The 22428-nt window shown below is 55.4% G+C and carries 22 protein-coding genes and 1 pseudogene; 9 read left to right on the top strand and 14 right to left on the bottom strand.

Features of this window, described 5'->3' with window-relative positions; genetic code table 11:
• Window positions 1–13 precede the first annotated feature (13 nt).
• The 3 genes from B145_RS0102025 to B145_RS24075 all read left to right on the top strand — a co-directional run bounded on the left by B145_RS0102025 (window position 14) and on the right by B145_RS24075 (window position 1499).
• Entirely contained in the window at window positions 14–478 is a 465-nt protein-coding gene (locus B145_RS0102025) for a hypothetical protein (protein WP_018604815.1), read from the top strand.
• 27 nt (window positions 479–505) lie between these two features.
• A complete protein-coding gene (locus tag B145_RS0102030) occupies window positions 506–1033 on the top strand; it encodes a hypothetical protein (RefSeq protein WP_018604816.1) in 528 nt (175 codons plus the stop codon).
• 127 nt (window positions 1034–1160) lie between these two features.
• On the top strand, window positions 1161–1499 hold the full coding sequence (locus B145_RS24075; protein ID WP_018604817.1) for an NTF2 fold immunity protein: 339 nt from the start codon (window positions 1161–1163) through the stop codon (window positions 1497–1499).
• A 13-nt stretch (window positions 1500–1512) separates the two neighbouring features.
• On the opposite strand, the gene B145_RS24080 is transcribed toward B145_RS24075, so the two are convergent.
• Window positions 1513–1851 carry a hypothetical protein gene (locus tag B145_RS24080; RefSeq protein ID WP_157288225.1) on the bottom strand — a complete coding sequence of 113 codons (339 nt, stop codon included), beginning with the start codon at window positions 1849–1851 and terminating at the stop codon, window positions 1513–1515.
• A gap of 87 nt (window positions 1852–1938) precedes the next feature.
• On the bottom strand, window positions 1939–2268 hold the full coding sequence (locus tag B145_RS24085; protein WP_018604819.1) for a hypothetical protein: 330 nt from the start codon (window positions 2266–2268) through the stop codon (window positions 1939–1941).
• Window positions 2269–2508: 240 nt separating this feature from the next.
• On the opposite strand from B145_RS24085, the gene B145_RS24090 reads away from it, so the two are divergent.
• Window positions 2509–3012 carry a hypothetical protein gene (locus tag B145_RS24090; RefSeq protein WP_018604820.1) on the top strand — a complete coding sequence of 168 codons (504 nt, stop codon included), beginning with the start codon at window positions 2509–2511 and terminating at the stop codon, window positions 3010–3012.
• Here B145_RS24090 and B145_RS0102055 read toward each other — a convergent pair.
• The 12 genes and pseudogenes from B145_RS0102055 to rpmH form a co-directional block, all read right to left on the bottom strand.
• Window positions 2992–3333 carry a cupin domain-containing protein gene (locus B145_RS0102055; protein ID WP_018604821.1) on the bottom strand — a complete coding sequence of 114 codons (342 nt, stop codon included), beginning with the start codon at window positions 3331–3333 and terminating at the stop codon, window positions 2992–2994. The genes B145_RS24090 and B145_RS0102055 overlap by 21 nt on opposite strands.
• A 62-nt stretch (window positions 3334–3395) precedes the next feature.
• On the bottom strand, window positions 3396–4238 hold the full coding sequence (locus B145_RS0102060) for a ParB/RepB/Spo0J family partition protein (protein WP_018604822.1): 843 nt from the start codon (window positions 4236–4238) through the stop codon (window positions 3396–3398).
• Between the two features lie 28 nt (window positions 4239–4266).
• Window positions 4267–5037 (bottom strand): ParA family protein, encoded by a 771-nt coding sequence (locus B145_RS0102065; protein ID WP_018604823.1) that lies wholly within the window; start codon window positions 5035–5037, stop codon window positions 4267–4269.
• Between the two features lie 3 nt (window positions 5038–5040).
• Window positions 5041–5664, bottom strand: a complete 624-nt coding sequence (gene rsmG, locus B145_RS0102070; RefSeq protein WP_018604824.1) for a 16S rRNA (guanine(527)-N(7))-methyltransferase RsmG — start codon at window positions 5662–5664, stop codon at window positions 5041–5043.
• Entirely contained in the window at window positions 5661–7568 is a 1908-nt protein-coding gene (mnmG, locus tag B145_RS0102075; protein WP_018604825.1) for a tRNA uridine-5-carboxymethylaminomethyl(34) synthesis enzyme MnmG, read from the bottom strand. The genes rsmG and mnmG overlap by 4 nt, the downstream gene beginning before the upstream one ends.
• 101 nt (window positions 7569–7669) lie before the next feature.
• Window positions 7670–8196, bottom strand: a pseudogene (locus B145_RS24095) (IS1595 family transposase); the annotation flags it as partial.
• Window positions 8197–8334: 138 nt separating this feature from the next.
• Window positions 8335–8661, bottom strand: coding sequence for a hypothetical protein (locus B145_RS0102085; RefSeq protein ID WP_018604828.1), 327 nt, complete (start codon window positions 8659–8661; stop codon window positions 8335–8337).
• 10 nt (window positions 8662–8671) lie between these two features.
• On the bottom strand, window positions 8672–10012 hold the full coding sequence (gene mnmE, locus B145_RS0102090) for a tRNA uridine-5-carboxymethylaminomethyl(34) synthesis GTPase MnmE (RefSeq protein ID WP_425425540.1): 1341 nt from the start codon (window positions 10010–10012) through the stop codon (window positions 8672–8674).
• Window positions 10005–11747 carry a membrane protein insertase YidC gene (gene yidC, locus B145_RS0102095; RefSeq protein WP_026258743.1) on the bottom strand — a complete coding sequence of 581 codons (1743 nt, stop codon included), beginning with the start codon at window positions 11745–11747 and terminating at the stop codon, window positions 10005–10007. The genes mnmE and yidC overlap by 8 nt, the downstream gene beginning before the upstream one ends.
• A 69-nt stretch (window positions 11748–11816) precedes the next feature.
• Window positions 11817–12038, bottom strand: coding sequence for a membrane protein insertion efficiency factor YidD (yidD, locus tag B145_RS27990; RefSeq protein ID WP_083917570.1), 222 nt, complete (start codon window positions 12036–12038; stop codon window positions 11817–11819).
• Window positions 12035–12442 (bottom strand): ribonuclease P protein component, encoded by a 408-nt coding sequence (rnpA, locus tag B145_RS0102100; RefSeq protein WP_018604831.1) that lies wholly within the window; start codon window positions 12440–12442, stop codon window positions 12035–12037. The genes yidD and rnpA overlap by 4 nt, the downstream gene beginning before the upstream one ends.
• Window positions 12439–12573, bottom strand: coding sequence for a 50S ribosomal protein L34 (rpmH, locus tag B145_RS0102105; protein ID WP_018604832.1), 135 nt, complete (start codon window positions 12571–12573; stop codon window positions 12439–12441). Before rpmH ends, rnpA begins: the two co-directional genes overlap by 4 nt.
• A gap of 352 nt (window positions 12574–12925) precedes the next feature.
• On the opposite strand from rpmH, the gene dnaA reads away from it, so the two are divergent.
• The 5 genes from dnaA (at window position 12926) to B145_RS28490 (ending at window position 22408) form a co-directional block, all read left to right on the top strand.
• Window positions 12926–14365: a chromosomal replication initiator protein DnaA gene (gene dnaA, locus B145_RS0102110; RefSeq protein WP_018604833.1), complete on the top strand. Its 1440-nt coding sequence runs from the start codon at window positions 12926–12928 to the stop codon at window positions 14363–14365.
• A gap of 617 nt (window positions 14366–14982) precedes the next feature.
• Window positions 14983–16086 carry a DNA polymerase III subunit beta gene (dnaN, locus tag B145_RS0102120; RefSeq protein WP_018604835.1) on the top strand — a complete coding sequence of 368 codons (1104 nt, stop codon included), beginning with the start codon at window positions 14983–14985 and terminating at the stop codon, window positions 16084–16086.
• 84 nt (window positions 16087–16170) lie between these two features.
• Window positions 16171–18654: a DNA topoisomerase (ATP-hydrolyzing) subunit B gene (gyrB, locus tag B145_RS0102125; RefSeq protein WP_018604836.1), complete on the top strand. Its 2484-nt coding sequence runs from the start codon at window positions 16171–16173 to the stop codon at window positions 18652–18654.
• 302 nt (window positions 18655–18956) lie between these two features.
• Window positions 18957–21065 carry a type I restriction-modification system subunit M gene (locus B145_RS0102130; protein WP_018604837.1) on the top strand — a complete coding sequence of 703 codons (2109 nt, stop codon included), beginning with the start codon at window positions 18957–18959 and terminating at the stop codon, window positions 21063–21065.
• On the top strand, window positions 21062–22408 hold the full coding sequence (locus B145_RS28490; protein ID WP_083917571.1) for a restriction endonuclease subunit S: 1347 nt from the start codon (window positions 21062–21064) through the stop codon (window positions 22406–22408). The genes B145_RS0102130 and B145_RS28490 overlap by 4 nt, the downstream gene beginning before the upstream one ends.
• Window positions 22409–22428 lie beyond the last annotated feature (20 nt).

Below are 22428 nucleotides of genomic sequence, written 5' to 3' on the forward strand. Positions count from 1 at the left end.
GCACAAAACCGAAATGCGTTACAAGGCTTACTACATCGTTACAGCCAAGCCGGAACTCATCGAACAGCTCAACGGCCACGCGGATCGCGGGTTCGCTGCTGTCCTCACGGAAACAGTCCTTCTTGAAAATGAAGAAGGAGGGCGCACCGCCTGGGGCGCAAACGAACATACGCTGCAGATGAAACTCCTGTGGCTGGCCAGTCTTCGGGAATACACCCCATTGTCAAACGACGAAGACGCCTTGGCGCTACTGGGCAGCGCCTCGATCAGCACCCAAATGTTTGATCGCTGGTGGATCATGCAGCGCCTAGGTGTGGAAGACACAGCAAGTGCGCTGGCCGAATACCTCCCTGCCGTTGCCCAAAAAATCGAACAGACCGGCAACATTCTTGTTGATGAATGGCTGAACAGCTCATTTCATAGCCTTGAACCCAAGAATCAAGCCGATTGTGGCCCAAATCCACCGCTGCACAAGTAATTTCAACCCAGGTGCCAGAGTTCTGACATGAACACCAAAGTACATGAACATTCCTTGCTGCTCATACTCTGTGTTTGTGCAGAAACAGAATTTCTTGGCTTTGACTACATCCAACAATGGGTTGAAGAAGTTTCAAACGACATTCCTGTGCTCCCTCATTGGCTCATTGATCTGGCTATGTGTATCGACTCGAGCGAGATTTCATCAACCCTGCACAAAAAAATGTTTGAAGATGGAATTGCTGATGGTGTCGCGTACACCGAGCTTTCTATTGGATTTCTAAGTTGGAAATATGAGCGGAAGGAAATATCCTTTTCAGAGCTTGAACATCATTTGATAGATATGGCTGATGGATCTTTCTATCTAGATATTGACATTGAAGCTTGCTCGGAGGCGTTTGCAAGAGGCCCATGCATGCTTGATTCAGATACTGATGTTGCTCTGCTGCTACGGCGTTGTTGCAGCTTGGCAAAACGTCAATTTGAATATTTTTCAAGTAAAGAAATTCTGAAAAATGAACAGAACCTATTTGAGCCACCCGCATTGTGCTTCTGAACAGGCTATGGGAGAAATGAAATGTCAGCAAAGGAGATGCATGACGCATTGGTAAGCACCGACATGCCCAGCAGCAGAGTAAGACGTGATAAGGTGTTTCTCGTCATGGATCAGCCTGTGGATAATTATGAAAAGAAATACGCTGAAGAAGCTTCTGATACTTGCTGCACTCGCCTGTTTTTCCGGGCTGATGATCCCTCCCGCCTATTCAGAGCAAGCAGGCGGGTATCATCCATCAGCAGGAGTGGTACCGAACGAATATATCGCCATTGGCATAGCGGAGGCTGTGCTATTTGCAATATACGGCAAAGAGAACATTGAACGCCAAAAACCCTACAAAGTAACCTTGCTAGAAGGAGTATGGACTATCGAAGGATGTTTGCCTCAATCACATGCAGGAGGAACTTTCTTCATTCAAATCGACAAAAAGGACGGAGCAATAAGAAGAGTAATGCACGGAAAATAGCTCTTAACATTAGTCATCGTGCATTGTGCATCTTTCGCAAGCTGTGGATAACTTTCTGGCGGTTGTGACGCAGGATCATCCATTGTGGGAGTGTTTCCAGCATGGCCTGGGTATCGGGGTTGAATTGCATCCGCTCACCAGCAAGGTATGCGATCAGCAATTCCAGATGAGCCCTGTTGTTTGCCCACAGGGCTTTGCCACGGTAGCTGGTGAGGAACCATAGCTGGTAGGGTATTGGCTGATCGGAAATCTGCTGGTGTGCGCAATGGGTGCAGATGATCCGCTTGGCAGCGAGGCGCTGCAAAACCTCATGATAGCTGCCTTTGAAGCCATCCGGGTACATATGGGCCACGGCGTGCTGGCCGCATCTGGGGCATTTGATGTCAAATAAGCGGGGATGTGGCGGGGCACAGTCACGAGGTGCCCCCAATCGCGAGTCTTACAGGTTTTTGGCCTTGGCCGCGCGGGCCAGTGAGTTGTCATCAGGATTGGAGCTGGAGCCGTTACCTGACGAGCAGATGGCGTCTGATACCACACGGCCCATGAAGCTATAGGTGCCGGTGACATAGCAGTAGTAGATCTTGTTGCTCTTGGTTTTGACGACGTAGTCGGTACGCACACCTTCATTGACGCGGCTGGTGATCACGAAATTGCTTGGCGCGAGCCCCAAGGCGTTGGAGGTGCGCTTTTCCAGAATATCCCCGTTGACTGCGACGGATGCGCATCCGGCCATCAGCAGCACAGCAATCGCTTCGAACGTGAATTTCATAGCCTCTTCCCGTATTTGGGGTGGCGAATCCGTGTATGCAACTCCGCACCCCGCCAAGTGTGCTTCCTCTGTTGATATCGCGCCCAAAACCGATGGGCACGCTGGTATTGTTGTATCGAATTGTATCTGAGCTTGAGATACAGGGCCCGGACGCTCATCCGATGATGCCCCTCTGGCCCTTGAAATTCCGCTGTGCGGTCGCATTTATGGGAAATTGCCGCAGATAGAAAGCAGTTGCGCATGAAGCAGAACTATTCGCGTTGGCGCCGTACCCTGGGATTTCCGTTTGTTCTGCTGTTGGCTTTGTTGTTGTGGCTGGAAGAATGGCTGTGGGAGCCGCTGGGCGAGTTGATGCGCCTGCTGGGCTCCTTGCCGGTCATCCGCCAGCTTGAAGCCCTGTTGCGGCGTGCGCCGCCCTGGCTGGCGCTGGCCTGCTACGCAGTGCCGGTGCTGACGCTGCTGCCCTTCAAGATTGTGGGGATCTGGTTGCTGAGCAAGGGCCATTTTGTGATGGGCACAGGGGTCTTTCTGGGCGCCAAGGTGGTAGGTACGGCAATATGTGCGCGGATTTTCGCCCTGACGCGCGATACCCTGATGCGGCTGGCGTGGTTTGCGCAGCTGTGGCAGTGGTTTGTGAATCTGCGTACTGCGGTCTATAACCGGGTGAAAAGCCATCCGGCCTGGATTTTGGCGCACCAGTGGGCGGCGCAGATCAGGGAACAGTTACGCAAGTTGCGGCGCTGAATCTGGCGCGTCAAAATGCAGCGCCAGCCATACGGTGCGTGGTTCGGTGTAGGCCACTCGGTGGCGGCGGCCTGCTGGAATCAATACGGCATCTCCTGGGGCCAGGATATCGATGTTTCCATTGTCATATTCAAGATGGCCCGCACCCTGTAGTACAACAACCCATTCATCATAATTCTGCTGATACCAGAATCCAGGCGGGCTGACCTGACCGTCTGAAACGATGCGCTCAAGGCGCACGCCTGGGCGTTTCAGGATCTCCTCAAAGTGCTCTTCCGGCCCTGGGGCCGGAAGGTTCTGCAGGAGGTGCAGGCTGGGCATCGCGTTTGATTCCGTTTCCAAATCGATACGATCACGAAAACAAGGCGCGTTCAGGCATGAAATTACTTTTTGAGCTTGGCCAAAATGCCATCCAACTGGTCCAGGCTACCGAATTCCACAGTCAAAGCACCTGCCCCTTTCTTGTTGGCTTTGATCTTGACCACAGCGCCTAACTGATCGGCCAGTTCCTCTTCCAGACGCTGCACATCCCGGCTGGGTTCGGGGGCGGCTTTGAGGCTTTTTTCCTTGGGGTCGAGCTGGGCGTGTACCAGCTTTTCCACATCGCGCACCGACAGGCGCTTGGCCACCACCTGATTAGCGAGCAATACCTGTTGTGCGGGGTCGACCGCCAACAGGGCGCGGGCATGACCCATCTCGATATCGCCCGCCATCAGCAGTTCACGCACAGGCTCTGGTAGGTGGAGCAGACGCAGCAGATTGGAGGTGGCCGGGCGGGAGCGCCCCACTGCGTCGGCTGCCTGCTGGTGGGTCATGCCGAATTCGTCGATGAGGCGCTGGATACCGAGTGCCTCTTCGAGCGGATTGAGGTTTTCGCGCTGGATGTTTTCGATCAGCGACATCGCCAGTGCGGCTTCATCCGGAATCTCGCGGATGATGACCGGTACTTCATCCAGCTCGGCAATCTGGGCAGCGCGCCAGCGACGTTCCCCAGCGATGATTTCGTGGCGGTTTTCACCGACGGGACGCACGATGATAGGTTGCATCACGCCCTGGGCGCGGATGGATGCGGCGAGTTCTTCCAGCGAACCTGCGTCCATGCGCGTACGTGGCTGATACTTGCCGGGCTGGAGTTTATCCACAGCCAGGGTGGTGAGGTTGCCGTTTTCAGCAGGAAGCGTGTCGCCGCCCAACAGGGCTTCGAGGCCGCGACCCAGGCCTTTCATTTTGGGTTTCATAGTGGCTATACGGATATTAGATGGATTTGATGCGCTCGATCATCTCAGTAGCAAATGCGAGATAAGCCTGAGAGCCCTTGGCGGCCTTGTCGAACACCACGCCGGGCAAGCCGTGGGAAGGGGCTTCTGCGAGCCGCACATTGCGCGGTATCACAGCCTTGAAGACTTTGTCGCCAAAGTGTGCTTCCAGCTGGTCTGACACCTGTTGTGAGAGCGTGGAGCGCGGATCGAACATCACCCGCAGCAGGCCGATGATCTTTAGATCGCGGTTGAGCTTGGCATGTACCTGCTTGATGGTGTTGACCAGATCAGAGAGACCTTCAAGCGCGTAGTATTCGCACTGCATCGGGATGATCACCCCATGCGCGCCACACAGGCCATTGAGGGTAAGCATGGAGAGCGAGGGCGGGCAATCGATGAGGATGAAATCGTAATCGGCATCCACGGTGGCCATCTCGTCCTTGAGACGCTTTTCGCGGTTATCCAACCCCACCAATTCAACCTCGGCGCCCGCCAAATCGCGGTTGGCCGCCAGTACGTCGTAACCGCCGTGTTCAGAGCGCACACGCGCATCCTTCAGGGGTTTGAGGCCGAGCAGTACGTGGTAGACCGTGGCTTCCACCGCCCGCTTATCCACACCTGAGCCCATGGTGGCATTCCCCTGTGGATCAAGATCGACAAGAAGGACACGTTGTTCATGTGCAGCCAGGGCAGCGGCGAGGTTGACGGTTGTAGTGGTCTTGCCAACGCCACCCTTCTGGTTGGCAACAGCGAATATGCGGGCCATAGATCAGTTCCGGGAAATGGTCAGGAGATGTCTTTCTGCATCCACGCCGGGCACGTGCAGGCGGCGGGATTCACGCAGCACAAAGCCAGGGGGCAGTTGTGTGAGTTCGTCGTCAGGATAAACGCCCTTCATGGCAAACCAAAGACCATCGGGCGCCACCATGTGATCGGTAAGGCTGACAAAATCTCGCAAGCTGGAGAACGCACGCGAAATCACTGCAGGGAAAAGTTGGGCAGGCTTGAGCAGCTCGACGCGCATGTTATGCACAGTCAGTTTGCCCAGTTTGAGTTCGATCTTGGCCTGCTGCAGAAAACTGGCTTTTTTATTCACAGTCTCGACCAGGGCCACTTCCATCTGTGGATAACAAATGGCCAGAGGGATGCCGGGCAGGCCGCCGCCAGTGCCGATGTCGGCAATCCGGCTGACCTGGATATGCGGCAGGATAGCGAGGGAATCAAGCAGATGGAGGTCTACCATCGCCTCTTCATCACGGATGGCGGTGAGGTTATAGACCTTGTTCCACTTCATGAGCAGGCTGCCATAGGCCAGCAGACGTTGCTGGGTGGCGGAATCAATCTCCAGACCCAGGGCAGCGATGCCGTCAGCCAAGCGCTGGGGCGTCGTCATGCTTGCTCCTTATGGGCGGCACGCTCGGCCAATTCACGCTTTTTCAGATGCACCATCAGCAGGGCAATGGCGGCTGGAGTGATGCCCTGGATGCGTGAGGCTTGCCCGAGGGTTTCCGGCTTGTGTAGAGCGAGCTTCTGCTGCACTTCGCGTGACAGGCCGGACACGGTGGCGTAATCCAGATCGACGGGCAACTGTGTGTTCTCTTGCGTGGATGCACGGGCCACTTCGTCGAGCTGACGCTCGATGTAGCCTTGGTATTTGACCGAGATTTCAATCTGCTCGACCACCAGCGGATCGGTTTCCGGGTCTGCCGGGGCGGTGGAGAGCTTCATCAGATCAGCATATTGGACATTCGGGCGACGCAGCAGGTCGGTGAAGCGATATTCACGCTCCAGTTCCTGGCCCAATATGGCTTCGGCCTCCCCTTGGGCAAGCTTATGCGGTACGGCCCAGGTGGCGCGTAGGCGGGCGGTTTCGCGTTCAATGGCTTCACGCTTGCGGTTGAAGGCTTCCCAGCGCACATCATCAACCAGACCCAGCGCCCTACCCTGCTCGGTGAGGCGCAGATCGGCATTGTCTTCGCGCAGGGAAAGACGGTATTCGGCACGCGAGGTGAACATCCGATATGGCTCGGTCACCCCACGGGTGATCAAGTCATCGACCATCACGCCGATATAGGCTTCATCACGACGGGGGCACCATGCCTCCTTGTCTTGTGCCTGCAGCGCTGCGTTGATCCCGGCGAGTAGCCCCTGGGCAGCGGCTTCTTCGTAGCCGGTCGTACCATTGATCTGGCCGGCGAAGAACAGCCCGTGAATAGACTTGGTCTCGAAGCTGCTTTTGAGGTTGCGCGGATCGAAAAAGTCGTATTCGATGGCGTAACCCGGACGCAGGATGTGGGCGTTCTCCAGCCCCTTCATCGAGCGCACCACGGTGAGCTGCACATCAAAAGGCAGCGAGGTGGAGATCCCGTTCGGATAGATTTCGTGGGTAGTTAACCCTTCAGGTTCCAGGAAAACATTGTGCCCATCCTTGTCGGCAAAGCGATGGATTTTGTCTTCAATCGACGGGCAATAGCGCGGCCCCACCCCTTCAATCACGCCAGTGTACATGGGGGAGCGATCAAGGTTGGCACGGATGATTTCGTGGGTGTGCTCGTTAGTGCGTGTCACCCAGCAAGGCATCTGCTTGGGATGCTGCGCGGCATTGCCGAGGAAGGAGAACACGGGCAAGGGCTTGTCCGAGTGTTGTTCCTGCATCACGGAAAAATCGATGGTTTTGCCATCGATACGGGGAGGCGTTCCTGTTTTGAGGCGCCCCACAGGCAAAGCCAATTCCCGCAAGCGGTGAGAAAGATTGATCGCAGGAGGATCACCTGCACGACCGCCCGCGTAGTGTTCCAGACCAACATGGATCAGACCATTCAGAAAAGTTCCGGCAGTCAGCACCACTGTAGGTGCCTCAAAGCGCAAGCCAATCTGAGTGACCACGCCCGTCACGCGGTCGCCTTCAACAGTGATGTCATCCACAGCCTGTTGGAACAAGGTGAGATTGGGCTGATTTTCCAGGCGACGACGGATCGCTGCCTTGTAGAGAATCCGGTCAGCTTGTGCCCGCGTGGCACGAACGGCTGGGCCCTTGCTGCTGTTGAGAATGCGAAACTGGATGCCACCTTCGTCAGTGGCCTGGGCCATTGCACCGCCCAAGGCATCCACCTCTTTGACCAAATGCCCCTTGCCGATACCACCGATGGAGGGGTTGCAGCTCATCTGCCCAAGCGTCTCGATGTTATGACTCAGCAGCAGGGTCTTACAGCCTGCACGCGCTGCAGCCAAAGCAGCTTCAGTACCTGCGTGACCACCACCAACGACAATGACTTCGAAACATTCTGGATACAACATGGGGATTTGGTAAAAACAGAAGACGGCCCTAGATGATACGCCACAGTGTTAAATGGGCCTAGTGGATAGGTCTGTGGAAAACCTGTGGGGAATAATATGTTTCACGTGGAACAAGTTTGGAGACTTTCCAAAGGCGCTGTCTGAATTAGTTGTTGAGCTACCATCGCCCAAGCGCCTCGTTGAGACAGAGCGTGGGAGAAATGGCGTCCCGATAGCGCTCAAGGAGGCGGCGCCAGCCCAGATAGTTGTCGAGGTATTTGGTCGCAACGCCGTTGAATCTGCGCATCCACGTTTTCAGTCGACTGTCGTAGGCATTGACGTTCTGGATGTGGAAGACGCCGTCGATGACACAAATGCCTTGCTGTACGTTCAAAGCGCGATGCGCAACGCCGGTTAGGCGTGCAAAGGTTTTATAGACATTGGCCCCATCGGTACAGAGCACGGCGTCAGGCGCAATGATCGGGCGCAGGGCGGCGATGACGTAGAGCGCATCCAACTTGGCCAGACGGAAGTTGGCCGTCGCTCCACTGCGGTCGCGCACGACCAGCACAGCGATCTGATTAGGACTGGTGCCCCGGGTTCGCCCGACCCCGCCACGCCGACGAGCCAGCCTGGGCAAGTGACGTTGCTGCAGATACTCTGAAAATGCTTGTTCAAGCATGATGGACATCCAATCGACCCATTCATGCTTTCAGTTTAGTACCTGCTACAGCTAATTCCGACAGCGCCTTTCCAAAAACAATGTTCCACGTGGAACATTTACACATTACTTGATATTGTCAGTTCTACCCGTCTTCTCTTCCCACAATGCCCGAGCCATCGCTTTCCACACATCATTACCATGGATGAGGCGATGAAACTCAGCCCCTTCTTCCATGGTTTTGAGCATCAAGCCAATGAGGCCAAACAATTCCAGCTTTGTACGGGGTAGAGGAGCAGAGGGTTTGCCATGAGTGTGATAGGCAAGAGCTTCCCGTGCAATCGCCCGCATTTCCTTGGCATCGTTCCAGTCGATACGCAAGGCTATCAACATACGGCCAATTTCATGGGCAATTTGCAGTGCATCGCCTTGTTGATCTTCGAACTGAGCCATGATGTCCGAATCACTTTCCGATACAGAAACGTGAAAAAATCACCCCCAGTAAATCGTCTGCACCAAACTCACCGGTAATGGTATTAACGGCTTCCTGGGCCAAGCGCAGTTCTTCTGCCATCAACTCCAATTGTTGCAACCAGCCCAAGGCCGTTGCAATGTGAGACTGAGCTGAACGCAAAGCCTGCAAATGGCGCTCACGTGCAAGAAACACATCCTCGCCGCGAGACTCCCACCCTGCAATTGTAAGCAGGGTTTGCCGGAGTAGATCGATACCCTGCCCGTTAGCCGCAGATAGCCAGATGGCCTTGCCACCCGCAAAATTTTCCACACGTGCAGAGGTATCCGACAGATCAATCTTGTTGAACACCCACACCACGGGCACGCCTTCTGGCAGGCGTGAATCAATAGCGTGATCTTCTTCACTCACCCCATGGTTGGCGTCGACCATACGCAGAATCACATCGGCCTTGGCAATCTCGCCCCAGGTTCGGGCAATGCCGATTTTCTCGACGGTATCTTCAGTCTCCCGCAATCCTGCGGTATCCACGATATGGAGAGGAATACCTTCAATCTGTACCGTCTCCCGCAACACATCACGGGTAGTCCCCGCCACATCGGTGACAATGGCACGATCCTCACCCGAGAGCTGATTGAGCAGACTGGATTTGCCCACGTTCGGCTGGCCTGCCAATACCACATGCAAACCCGAACGCAGCAAACTGCCCTGCTGGGCTTTGGCAAGAATCTCGGTAATCTGGCTCTGCAAAGCATGCAACCTGGGCACAGCCCGTGCGGCTTCCAGAAAATCGATTTCCTCATCGGGAAAATCCAGCGTCGCTTCCACCAGCATGCGCAGATCAACCAACTTGTCGCGCCAAGTATGGATCGCCTCAGAAAACCGCCCGGACAGAGAAAGCAGTGCAGAGCGCGCTGCCATGCTGGTCGAGGCATCAATCAGATCCGCCACGCCTTCGGCTTGGGCCAAATCGAGTTTGCCATTCAGAAAAGCGCGCTGGGTGAATTCACCGGGGTTGGCAAGCCGCGCTCCCAATTCCAGGCAACGCCCCAGCAGCAATTGCATCACCACCGGCCCACCGTGACCCTGAAGTTCGATCACGTCTTCGCCCGTATAGGAATGCGGGCCGAGGAAGAAAAGAACAAGCCCCTCGTCCAACGCTGAACCATGCGCGTCTTTGAAACGCGCCAGCGTTGCCACGCGGGGCTTGGGTTGAGTGCCGGTCAGCGTCTGCGCAAAACCGGCAAGATTTTTACCTGAAACGCGCACCACCCCAACCCCCCCTCTTCCGGGAGGGGTTGCGATGGCGGCTATGGTGTCAGCATCACGAATTGGCAGCTTTGCCTCCCGCTTGAATCATCCGAGTGATGTACCACTGCTGCGCAATCGACAAGACGTTGTTGACCACGTAATACACAACCAAGCCAGAGGGGAAGAACAGGAACATGGCCGTAAAGACGATCGGCATGGCCATCATCACTTTGGCTTGAACCGGATCAGGCGAGCTGGGATTCAAACGGGTCTGGATCAGCATCGTTGCCCCCATGATCAGCGGCAGAATGTAGTACGGATCTTTCACCGACAAATCCACAATCCAACCCAACCACGGTGCCTGACGCATTTCCACCACGCCCAGCAACACCCAGTACAGCGCGAAGAAAACCGGAATCTGGATCACCATCGGCAGGCAACCCCCCATCGGGTTGACCTTCTCGCGCTTGTACAGCTCCATCATCTCCTGGTTCTGGCGCATCTTGTCGTTGGCAAAGCGTTCCTGAATCTGCTTCATGCGCGGCATCAGGGTCTTCATCTTCGCCATCGAACGATACGAGGCGGCGGACAAGGGGAAGAACAACAGCTTGATCACCACCGTCACCAGAATGATCGACCAGCCCCAGTTCCCCACCAGTGCGTGAATCTTGGAGAGCAGCCAGAACACCGGCTCGGCAAAGATCGTCACCCAGCCATAGTCAACCACACGGTCAAACCCGGGGGCGAGTTCCTTGATCTTGTCCTGCTCCTGTGGCCCGGCGTATAGAGGCATTTCCACACTGGCGCTCTTGCCCGGTTCCACCACCACAGGCAGCGTTACACCTGCACCAAAGAAGTTGTCACTGATCTTGCGGGTAAAGAATTCACGCTGCACATCACCTTGCGGCAGGTAACCCGCCACAAAATAATGCTGCACCATCGCCACCCAGCCATCCTTGGCCTGGGTGACATACTTGGCCTTATCCTTGGCAATATCCTCAAAATTGATTTTCTGGAACTTGCCTTCCTGCGTAAATACCGCAGGGCCGGTAAAGGTGCTCACCCCACCGAACATGCCCGTGCTGTGTTCAACGGGCTTGCCATCACGACGGAACTCAAAATATGCTGTTGTCTTAACCTGAGAGCCGCTGGCGTTATCGATCTCGTGCCGCACATCAATGACATAGGAATTACGGTGGAAGGTCAGCACCTTGGTCACCGTCACGCCGTTTACAGCGGGCGCCTTCATGCGCACTTCAAGCTTATCCTCGCCATCCTTGAGCTTGTAATCCCCAGGAATCAGCTCGTATACAGGGCGATTCGGGTTCGGCAGATAACCGCCAAACACACCTGAATCGGCTACATAGGTATGCTCACCAGATTCCTGGAACAGCACATAGTTCTTGTCCACATCCTGCGCAGCTTCCTGCTTGGCCACCTCAGGGTGAAGAATTCCCTGGATCACCGCATCAAGGCCCGTGGCCTTCTTGTTGGTCGCCTTATGCTTGGTCAGCTCCAGATGGATGATGTCACCACCTTGTGCCGACACCGTGGCAATCATGTTGTCAGTTCTGATGATCGCCTTGGGCACTGCCTCATAATTGAGCGCCACTGCACCCGCCGCAGGTGTTCCAGCGGCTATTGCAGGTGCCTTGCCATCAGGAGTAGCCACCGGCTGGGGAATGCCAGAAGCATCAGACTGCGTAGCTGTTGTCGCGGCCACCCTGGCTGGGGCGTGCTTCAAGCTCCAGTTGTTCCACAGCATCGCGAGCGAAAACGCAAACACGCCTGTGAGAATTAAACGCCTAGTATCCATCTGCATGAATTGATTCCGGAGGAATGGTTTTACTGAATGGTTTTACAGAAAATGGGAGATTTGTATGGCTCAGGGGACGGGGTCGTGCCCACCAGCACACCATGGATTACAGCGCAAAACCCGCCAGATTGTAAGCCTAAGCCCCGTCAACAGACCATGCTTGCGCAGAGCCCCCATAGCGTAGACCGAACAACTGGGATAAAAGCGGCAGTTACTGCCAAGAAGCGGGCTGATCACATAGCGATACAGCGTCAGAAGACCGATCAACGGGGCAATCAGCAAGCGTTTCATCGACTCAGCCTCCTGAACAGCGACAGAATATCTTCGTTCAATTGCGCCCGTGTAGCCTCTTTGGCTGGCGCAGCCAGACGCAGAACAATATCGTAGTGCGGCAGCGTTTCACGCAGGTGGCGAAACCGGCTACGCGCAATCCGCTTGATCAGATTGCGAAGCACGGCCTGGCGAGCCATCTTCTTGCCAATCACCAGACCCAACCGCGCCCCATCACCCGCCGGGCGATAGTGCACTACAAAGTATCTGCCACGAATCGACTTCCGAAAAGAAAAAACGGATGAATATTCATCCGTTTTTCGCAATCGGTAGACAGCCTTGAAAGACTGGTCCTTAACAGAAGCCTTCACACCAGCAACCGGTGTGCTCGACACCATATCAGAACCTGTTTTCAGCTGGCTCACACAGCCAGGCGATGACGGCCCTTGGCACGACGGGCTGCGATAACCTTACGACCGCCCTTGGTTGCCATGCGAACCAGGAAGCCGTGTGTGCGCTTACGGCGAACCACCGAAGGTTGATACGTGCGTTTCATGTTTAATCCCTAACAGACAAAGGCGCAGAAACGCGTGATTTAATAGGAAGAATCCTTTTCTGTCAAGCACTTCACTCATCAAATGCTCATCCTTCCTGTGGATAAACCTGGGATAAGTGGTAGAATAAGTTCAATCAGCCAGGCAGCGCACAAATGAGTCTAGACCCGGTTGCATGACTGATTCCACACGCAGTCGGCAGCCTGTAGACCTCATGGCGGCTGACACCCGGAGGGGGCCGGGGCAGAACGCATCAGCAGGCGCTAAATTTTGGGCGCAATTGATCCGTTTTTCCCATTCCTTCCCTGTCGCCCGTGCACACCCCTGGATTCTAGCTACAAACCTGAGCACAACGTGACAAACGCTTTCTGGACAACCTGCCTCGAACGCCTGGAACAAGAACTGCCACCACAGCAGTTCAACACCTGGATTCGTGCCCTCGATCTTCAGCCTGACGCCGCTACTGGCGTCCTGCAGCTTTTCGCCCCCAACCGCTTTGTTCTCCAATGGGTGCGAGAGCGCTACATGGAGCGCATCCAGCAACTGTCAGACGAATTCTTTGGTGAACCCAAAGAAATCAAACTCGAACTTGGCCAGAACACCAAACGCCCACCAGCCCGCACTGCGCCCGCCACAGCCAAACCTGTAGCGGCGGCGCCTGTGAGCGCCCCCACCCTGGAAGAATCCGTACCCGCTACGGCCCAGCAGAGCATTCCGACCAACATCTCGGTCAGCCCTGCCCACCCGGCCGCCAGCTCGCAGTACGAAAAAACCCGGCTGAACCCGGCGTTTACCTTCGACACCCTGGTCACCGGCCGCGCCAACGATCTGGCCCGGGCCGCCGCCATGCAGGTTGCCAACAACCCCGGCATCTCCTACAACCCCCTGTTCGTCTACGGCGGGGTCGGCCTGGGGAAAACCCACTTGGTGCACGCCATCGGGAACGAAGTGCTGCGCCACAAACCGAACACGGTGGTGCGCTACGTTCACGTTGAAGACTATTTTGCCGACGTGCTGCGTGCCTATCAGCAGAAAAGTTTTGACCAGTTCCAGCGCTACTACCGTGGCCTGGATCTGCTGCTCATCGACGACATCCAGTTCCTCGGCGTGGGCAACAAGGAACGCACGCGAGACGAATTCTTCCATGCTTTCAATGCCTTGACCGAGGCCAAGAAGCAAATCGTCATCACCTGCGATACCTATCCGAAAGATATCCAGGGTCTGGAAGACCGCCTGATCTCCCGCTTTGACTGGGGGTTGACGGTACAGATCGAACCGCCAGAACTTGAAATGCGCGTGGCAATTCTGCAGAAGAAAGCGGAAATCGACCACATTCCTCTACCTGACGATGTGGCCTTCCTGATCGCCAAGAATCTACGCTCCAACGTCCGTGAGCTTGAAGGTGCGCTCAAAAAGGTCGTGGCCTACGCCCGTTTCCACAACCGCGAGATCTCGCTAGAACTGGCCCGCGAAGCCCTGCGCGACCTGCTGGCCGCCTTCAACCGCCAGATCACCTTCGAGCTGGTGCAAAAAACCGTCTCGGACTACTACAAAATCAAGTTGGCCGAGCTACTTTCCAAAAAGCGCACTCGCAATATCGCCCGCCCTCGTCAGGTAGCCATGTACCTCACCAAAGAACTCACCCCGGCCTCTTTGCCAGCCATTGGGGATGCCTTTGGCGGGCGTGACCACACCACCGTATTGCACGCATGCCGCACAATTGCTGAACTTCGCCTTGGAGATCAACAACTTAACCACGATCTACACGTTTTGATCCAGGTTCTCAAGGGCTAAAGGGCTGTTGGTAAACTGGCTGGAAACTGTTTGAGGAAATGTGCACAACATGGCCAAAAACAGTTTTCCCAAAAACCATCCCCAATTGTTCACAGCGCGATACAAGCTCTTTCAACAAAGCTTATTTGTCTATATTCGATTGAATTTAAAAGGTTTTAGGTACTTATCCACAGAAACGTCTTCGCTGTATTATTAGTATTAGGTATATATAGAAGATCTTGTTAACAACAAGCACATGGAACAGTTGAGACGTTAACCGACGGGAAACATACCGTTTGCCAAACTGCTCTGTTACCCTTGTTGCGTATATTTTGTTTCACGGAAAATGTTTCACGACCGTGCAGACGAAAATCTTGAAAGTGTTTGAATTGGATTTGCGTCCAAAAAACCGTCGCCCATCATTGGTTTTGTGGACAAACAGGCTGTATTGCAGGTGATGTTTTGTGAACAAGTACACTTTTTGGCTGAAGCCCAAAAATTGTCCACTTTTGTTCACAGCGTTGTACAGGGTGTGCCCCACAGTGTCATGAACAGGGTTAAGTTGTTGATAGTAGACGATAAAATCTAGTTATCCACAGAAACGTGCTAGGTATATTAGTATTAGGAGATATATATAAATGCTTTTGTTAACAACAACACGGGATGCTTTGCTGGCTCCCCTACAGTCAGTTGCAGGCATTGTTGAAAAACGGCATACCCTGCCCATCCTCTCCAATGTGTTGATCGAAAAGCATGGTGACGCCCTGACGCTGCTCGCCACGGATATCGAAATCCAGATCACCACCCACAACGTGGTGGAAGGTGGTACGGGGGATGCATCGATTACTTTGGGCGCCCGCAAGCTGCAAGACATTCTGCGTGCACTGCCTGAAGGCGAAATCAGCCTGGTGCTGGACGACAAGCGCGTGACCCTCAAAGCCGGCAAAAGCCGCTACGCCCTGCAAACCCTGCCTGCAACAGACTATCCGCGCATGCAGCTCAACGAAGGCGACAGCCTGAATGTGCGCCTGAGCCAGCGCGAATTCCGCCGTCAGCTCGCCCAGGTGGCCTACGCCATGGCCGCGCAAGATATCCGCTACTACCTCAACGGCCTGCTCATGCAAGTGCTGGGGAACGAATTGCGCATGGTCGCCACCGACGGTCACCGTCTTGCGCTGGCCTCCACCAACCTGGAAGTCGAACATCCGCGCACCGAAGTCATCCTGCCGCGCAAAACGGTGCTGGAACTCTCGCGCCAGCTCTCCGACTCCGACGAGCCTGTGGATATCACCATCACCGGCAATCAGGCATTGTTCCGTTTTGGCCCGATCGAACTCATCACCAAGCTCATCGATGGCAAGTTCCCGGACTATGAACGCGTTGTGCCGCAAGGCAATCCGCGTCTCGTGAAGGTGCGCCGCACGGCCTTCCTGGCAGCCTTGCAACGAGCCGCGATTCTGACCAACGAAAAATTTAGGGGGCTGCGCGTTGTGCTGGAAGCTGGTAGCATGAAGATCATCAGTTCCAACGCCGAGCAGGAAGAAGCACAGGAAGAACTCGAAATCGATTACAGTGGCGACAGTCTGGAACTTGGCTTTAACGTTACCTACCTCCTCGATGTGCTCAACAACGTCTCTGTGGACGAAATTGAGATTCATCTGAATGAGCCCATGTCCTCTGCCCTGTTCACCATTCCGGGCAATGACCAGTTCAAGGCCGTAGTGATGCCCATGCGTATCTGATTGGCGCCGTGGGGCGGGTATTGATCCGCCCCAAAATCAGATCCGCAGCCCCGTAGTAATCATTTCAAACGCAAGCACACCGAAATGTCCGATCAGCAAAATCCGCAACAACCCGCTTACGACGAAGACAGCATCCAGCAGCTTGAAGGCCTTGAGGCCGTGCGCAAACGGCCTGGCATGTACATCGGCGACACTTCCGATGGCACCGGCCTGCACCACATGGTGTTCGAGGTTGTGGATAACGCCATCGACGAAGCCTTGGCGGGCCATTGTGACGACATTGTGGTGACTATCCACAGCGACAACTCCATTTCCGTGACCGACAACGGGCGCGGGATTCCGGTTGGCGTCAAGTTCGACGACAAGCACGAGCCCAAGCGCTCTGCGGCTGAAATCGTGATGTGTGTGCTGCACGCAGGCGGCAAGTTCAACCAGAACAGCTACAAGGTCTCTGGTGGCCTGCACGGTGTGGGGGTGTCCTGCGTCAACGCGCTCTCCAAGTGGTTGCGCCTGACTGTTCGCCGTGACGGCAAAAAGCATTTCCTCGAATTCAACCAGGGCAAGGCCATCAACCGCCTGCTCGAAATTCAGAACGGTGTTGAAGTCTCCCCGCTCAAAGTGCTGGGCAACACCGAAAAACGCGGCACCGAAGTGCACTTTCTGGCCGATGAAGAAATTTTCGGCAAGATCGAATTCCATTACGAAATCCTCGCCAAGCGCCTGCGTGAGCTGTCTTTCCTGAACAACGGCGTCAAGATCAAGCTCGTTGACCAGCGCAACAACAAGGAAGAAGACTTCGCCTTCGCGGGCGGCGTCAAGGGTTTCGTCGACTACATCAATCGCGCCAAAACCGTTCTTCACCCCAACGTTTTCTACGCTGCGGGCAACACCAAAGTCACCACCGGCAACGTGCACGACGTAGAACTCACGGTTGAAGTCGCCATGCAGTGGAACGACTCCTACCAGGAGCAGGTGCTGTGCTTCACCAACAACATCCCCCAGTCCGACGGTGGCACCCACCTTACCGGCCTGCGCGCAGCGATGACGCGGGTGATCAACAAGTACATCGAAGAAAACGAAATCGCCAAAAAGGCCAAGGTCGACATCTCGGGTGACGACATGCGCGAAGGGCTTGCCTGCGTGCTCTCGGTGAAGATGCCGGACCCCAAGTTCGCCTCCCAGACCAAGATGAAGCTTGTCTCCGGCGAAGCCCGTCCGGCTGTGGAAGAAATCGTCGCCGCCAAGCTCGCCGAATTTCTGCTCGAAAAACCGATTGACGCCAAGACCATCTGCGGCAAGATCGTCGAAGCCGCGCGCGCCCGCGAAGCTGCCCGTAAGGCGCGTGAAATGACGCGCCGCAAAGGTGTGCTCGACGGTATCGGGCTACCCGGCAAACTCGCCGACTGCCAGGAAAAAGACCCCGCCCTGTGCGAACTCTACCTCGTCGAAGGGGACTCCGCAGGCGGCTCTGCCAAACAAGGGCGGGACCGCAAGTTCCAGGCCGTGCTGCCCCTGCGCGGCAAGGTGCTCAACGTGGAACGGGCACGATTCGACAAGCTCATCTCCTCCGAGCAGATCGCCACGCTCATTACTGCGCTCGGCACCAGCATCGGCAAGGACGACTACAAGCCCGAAAAACTGCGCTACCACCGCATCATCATCATGACCGATGCGGACGTTGACGGCGCCCACATCCGCACCCTGCTGCTCACCTTCTTCTACCGCCAGATGCCTGAGCTGGTCGAAGGCGGCCACATCTACATCGCCCAGCCGCCGCTCTACAAGATCAAGCACGGCCGGACCGAGCTGTACATCAAGGACGACAACGAACTGTCCGCCCACCTTCTCAAACTCGCGCTCGAAGGCTCCAGCCTCACCCCGCGCGAAGGTGTTGAGCCGATCGCGGGCAACGCACTCGAAGAGATGGCCCGTGGCTACCTCGTCGCCGAAGCCGTCATCAACCGTCTGGTTAGCTGGATCGACCCTGACGCGCTTCACGCCGTCATGGCCCACGGCACTGAGTTGGATCTGAGCGACGAAGCCAGCGCACAGGCCTCCGCCCAGCGTCTGCAAGCCATTGTGCCGCCTGCCATCCAGGTCAGCGCCTACTACAACGAACTGCGCGAAGGCTGGCACCTGGCACTTGAACGCATGCACCACGGCAACATCAAGCGCACCGAGATCGACCCGGGCTTCGTCTCCTCCAGCGACTACACCGCACTACGCCGCGCCAGCCAGTTCATCACCGGTATGATCGGCGAAGGTGCCGTCATGCGCCGCAACGACAAGAGCTGCCCCGTCACCAGCTTCTCCCAAGCCATCACCTGGATGCTCGGCGAAGTCGAACGCGGCCTGGGCAAGCAGCGCTACAAAGGGCTGGGCGAAATGAACCCCGAGCAGCTCTGGGAAACCACCATGGACCCCGCCGTGCGCCGCCTGCTCAAAGTCCAGATCGACGACGCCATCGCCGCCGACGAGATTTTCACCACCCTCATGGGCGACCAAGTCGAACCCCGCCGGGAATTTATCGAACGCAACGCCTTGAATGCACGGAATATTGACGTGTAAACGTGTCTGTAGTGCGCGTAACCCGAAATAGTGAGACAAAATCCCGTTTCGTGAGACTAAAAATCCCGAATTGGTGAGACAAACGTGGATGTTGGAAAAAAACAGTGTCGGGTGATACGGAAAGTGAAATCCGTACCAGGTCGGTGAAAAAATCCGACAAAAAGAGGCCGAGAGGCCTCTTTTTAGTTGGTAAGGCGGAAATTGAAGCCTTACAGAAATTGCGATGTTAGCGTGCCGCTTTGGTATCCTTCTTTGCTGCGACAAGCATCTGAAACAAACAAAGTAACAAATCTGCTTCTTCGATGACTAGAGACCAACTCAAGAAACTTGAAAACGATCTTTGGAGCGCTGCAGACAAGCTACGCGCCAACTCTGATCTCAAGGCCAGTGAATACAGCACGCCCGTACTGGGGCTGATCTTCCTGAAATTCGCCGATAACAAGTATCGCCAGCACGAAGCTGCCATCGAGCAGGAATACCAGCGGCGCAAAGGTAAGCGCACCGAACGTAGCCTGGAAGAAATTGCCATCGAGAAATGCGGTTTCTATCTCGATACCAAGGCACGCTATGACTATCTGCTGAATCTTCCCGAGAAGGAAAATATCGCCAAAGCCATCCGCGCCGCGATGGCCAGCATCGAGAAGACCAAGCCAGAGTTGCTGGGCGTGTTGCCGCAGGAGGAATACGACCGTTTCACCCGCAGCGATAAAAACAAAGGGATTCCAAAGGATCTGCTCAAGCTCTTCTCTGACATCCCGGTCGATGCCTCGGGCGATGTTTTTGGTCAGATTTACGAGTACTTCCTTGCCAACTTTGCGCTGAGTGAAGGCCAGGGTGGTGGCGAGTTCTTCACGCCACGTTCTGTCGTCAAGCTGATGACCGAAATCATCGAGCCGCACGGCGGCAAGGTCTTTGACCCTGCCTGCGGCTCGGGTGGCATGTTCGTGCAGTCCGCTGAGTTCATCCAGCAGCACCAGACCGACAAGGCCGCCGATCTGGACGTGTTTGTCTGCGGGACTGAAAAGACACTGGAAACCGTCAAACTCGCCAAGATGAACCTCGCGGTGAACAACCTGCGCGGTGAAATCCGGCAGGCCAACACCTACTACGAAGACCCCTTTAAATCCTTCGGTGCCTTCGACTACGTGATGGCCAATCCGCCCTTCAACGTGGATGACGTAACGCTGGACGCCGTCGAGAAGGACCGCCGTTTCAACACCTACGGTGTGCCGCGCAACAAGACCAAGGTAAAAAAATCAGAGGGCAAGGAAAAAGCTGTCGAGACCGTGCCCAACGCCAACTACCTGTGGATCAACCTGTTTGCCACATCGTTGAAAGAGGGCGGCCGTGCTGCGCTGGTGATGGCTAACTCAGCCTCGGATGCCCGCCATTCCGAGGCTGACATCCGCCGCTCGCTGATTGAGCAGAACCTCATCTACGGCATGCTCACCCTGCCGTCCAATCTGTTCTACACCGTCACCCTGCCCGCCACGTTGTGGTTCTTCGACAAGGGTAAGACAGATGACAAAGTGTTGTTCATCGACGCCCGCAACATTTTCACGCAGATTGACCGCGCCCACCGCGAATTGAGCGATGCGCAGATCCAGAATATCGCCCTCATCCCCCGCCTGCACAAGGGTCGCCGTCAGGAGTTTGTGGATCAGGTGGATAATTATCTGCATCAGGGAATGGCTCAGCTCAAGGACGCCGCAGAGCACCTGCCAGCCCTGAGTGAACGCCTGCTGGCGGTGCTGGACGAGGAGGCGGAAGAAGACTCCGCCTCTAACCAAGCCGCGCGAGACGCCATTGCCGCGCTGCAGGCGCAATGGGGCCAGCTTGCTACGCTGCAGCAGGCTCAGGCCCAGCATGAACGCACGCGCGGTCAGAAGCACAGCATCGACCAAAGCAACACTAAACAGCATGCCTTGCGTGCCCGCTTCACCCCCTTCTTCAGTGGCCTGCACGTAGCCGTGAAAACGCTGGACAAGGCCATCCGCGAGATGGATAAGCGCAAGGCCGAGGCCGCCAAGGCGGAAGGAAAGCGCACTACCGCCAACCGCCAGACCAAGGGTGTAAAGGTGGAGATGCAGGCCCTGCACGACGAACTCAAAGCTGCCGAGCTGTATTACCAACATGTGAGCTGGTTGCAGGAGCGTTTCCCCAAGGCCGCCTACGAGGACGTTACTGGCCTGTGCAAGTTGGCTAGCCGGGAGGAGATCGCCGAACAGGACTGGTCGCTGAACCCGGGGCGCTATGTGGGCGTGGTGATTGAGGAGGATGGGAAGACGGCAGAGGAGTTTCTCTCGGATCTAGCCATTTCCCAGGAGATTCTTGTGGCTCTATCCGAAGAGGCAGCCGTACTGACCGCCAATATCAACGGCAACCTACAGCAGATAATGGACGCACCATGAGTTGGTCAGCATCCTCTTTCCCTATGCGGCCGCTTGGGGAGCTTGCAACCATCCAAGCTGGATATGCGTTTGAGAGTGCCCGATTTACGGACGTGCCAACGGATCTGCCTCTGGTAAAGGGGGAGAACGTTCAGCAGGGCTATGTAGATTGGTCAATTGCTAAACGTTGGCCTGAAGCTGAGATAGATGCGCTTGAACAATTCCTCTTAAGGCCCGGCGATATTGTGGTTGCAATGGATCGGCCTTGGGTTGAAGCAGGATTGAAGTGGGCTTACATTAAGCCGGAAGATCCACCTTCGCTTCTGGTGCAACGGGTCGCGAGGCTGCGGGCTGGGGCTGAAATTGATCAAACTTATCTGCGCGCAATCATTTCAAGTTCGTACTTCTCCGCTTACATCCAACCAATCGTCACTGGCGTTAACGTTCCGCATATCAGTGGAAAGCAAATTGCTGCATTCAAGGTGCCAGTTCCATCGATGGATGTACAGCGAAAGATTGCAGCCTTAATTTGTGCCTACGATGACCTGATCGCCAATAATCAGCGCCGCATCGCCTTGCTGGAGTCCATGGCCGAGGAAATATACCGCGAGTGGTTTGTGAGGATGCGCTTTCCAGGTGCGGGTCATAAGCCCTTGTCGAACGGAATACCCTCAGGATGGGTAAGCAGACCGCTTCGGAAATTAATTACGCATTACATCGGCGGAGGTTGGGGTGAGGATCAGGCCACGACTATCTGCCCCGATGGTGCATTTGTCTTTAGAGGAACTGATCTCCCAGCAATCCAAGACGGGGATTGGGACAATTTTGTTTATCGCTTCCACAAGCCGTCAGCCCTTGCTTTCAGAACATTGGCGGTTGGTGATTTTGTGTTTGAAGTTTCTGGGGGGAGCACTAATCAACTGCTTGGCAGAAACCTGATGGTGTCAACCCAGCTTTTGGAACACCTTGACGCGCCTGCCATTTGCGCCAGTTTTTGCAAGCTGATTCGATTCGACCAAGCCGCTATCGCGCCGCTGTGGATGAAGTACTTCTTGAAGTTGTATTACGACAGTGGTCTCGTCGGTTTATACCAAGTTCAATCAACTGGCATCAGCAATTACCAGTTCGAGGCGTTTATCACGAGGCAGACAGTGCTTGTGCCAGATGCGAGTCTACAAGCCGAGTTCTGCAAGCTGGTCGAACCACTGAACGAGCAACGCGACTCGCTTGCTAGAGCAAACTTGCATTTGAAGAGGACGCGCTACGCCCTCCTCCCCCGCCTAATCTCTGGCAAACTACGGGTTGATGCCTTGGACATAAAGTTTCCGCCCAGCATGCAACAGCCCGAGGAGACAGCACCGTAGGCAAGCATCAAGCAGGGTCT

This window comes from Uliginosibacterium gangwonense DSM 18521 (assembly GCF_000373965.1).
Classification (GTDB): Bacteria; Pseudomonadota; Gammaproteobacteria; order Burkholderiales; family Rhodocyclaceae; genus Uliginosibacterium; species Uliginosibacterium gangwonense.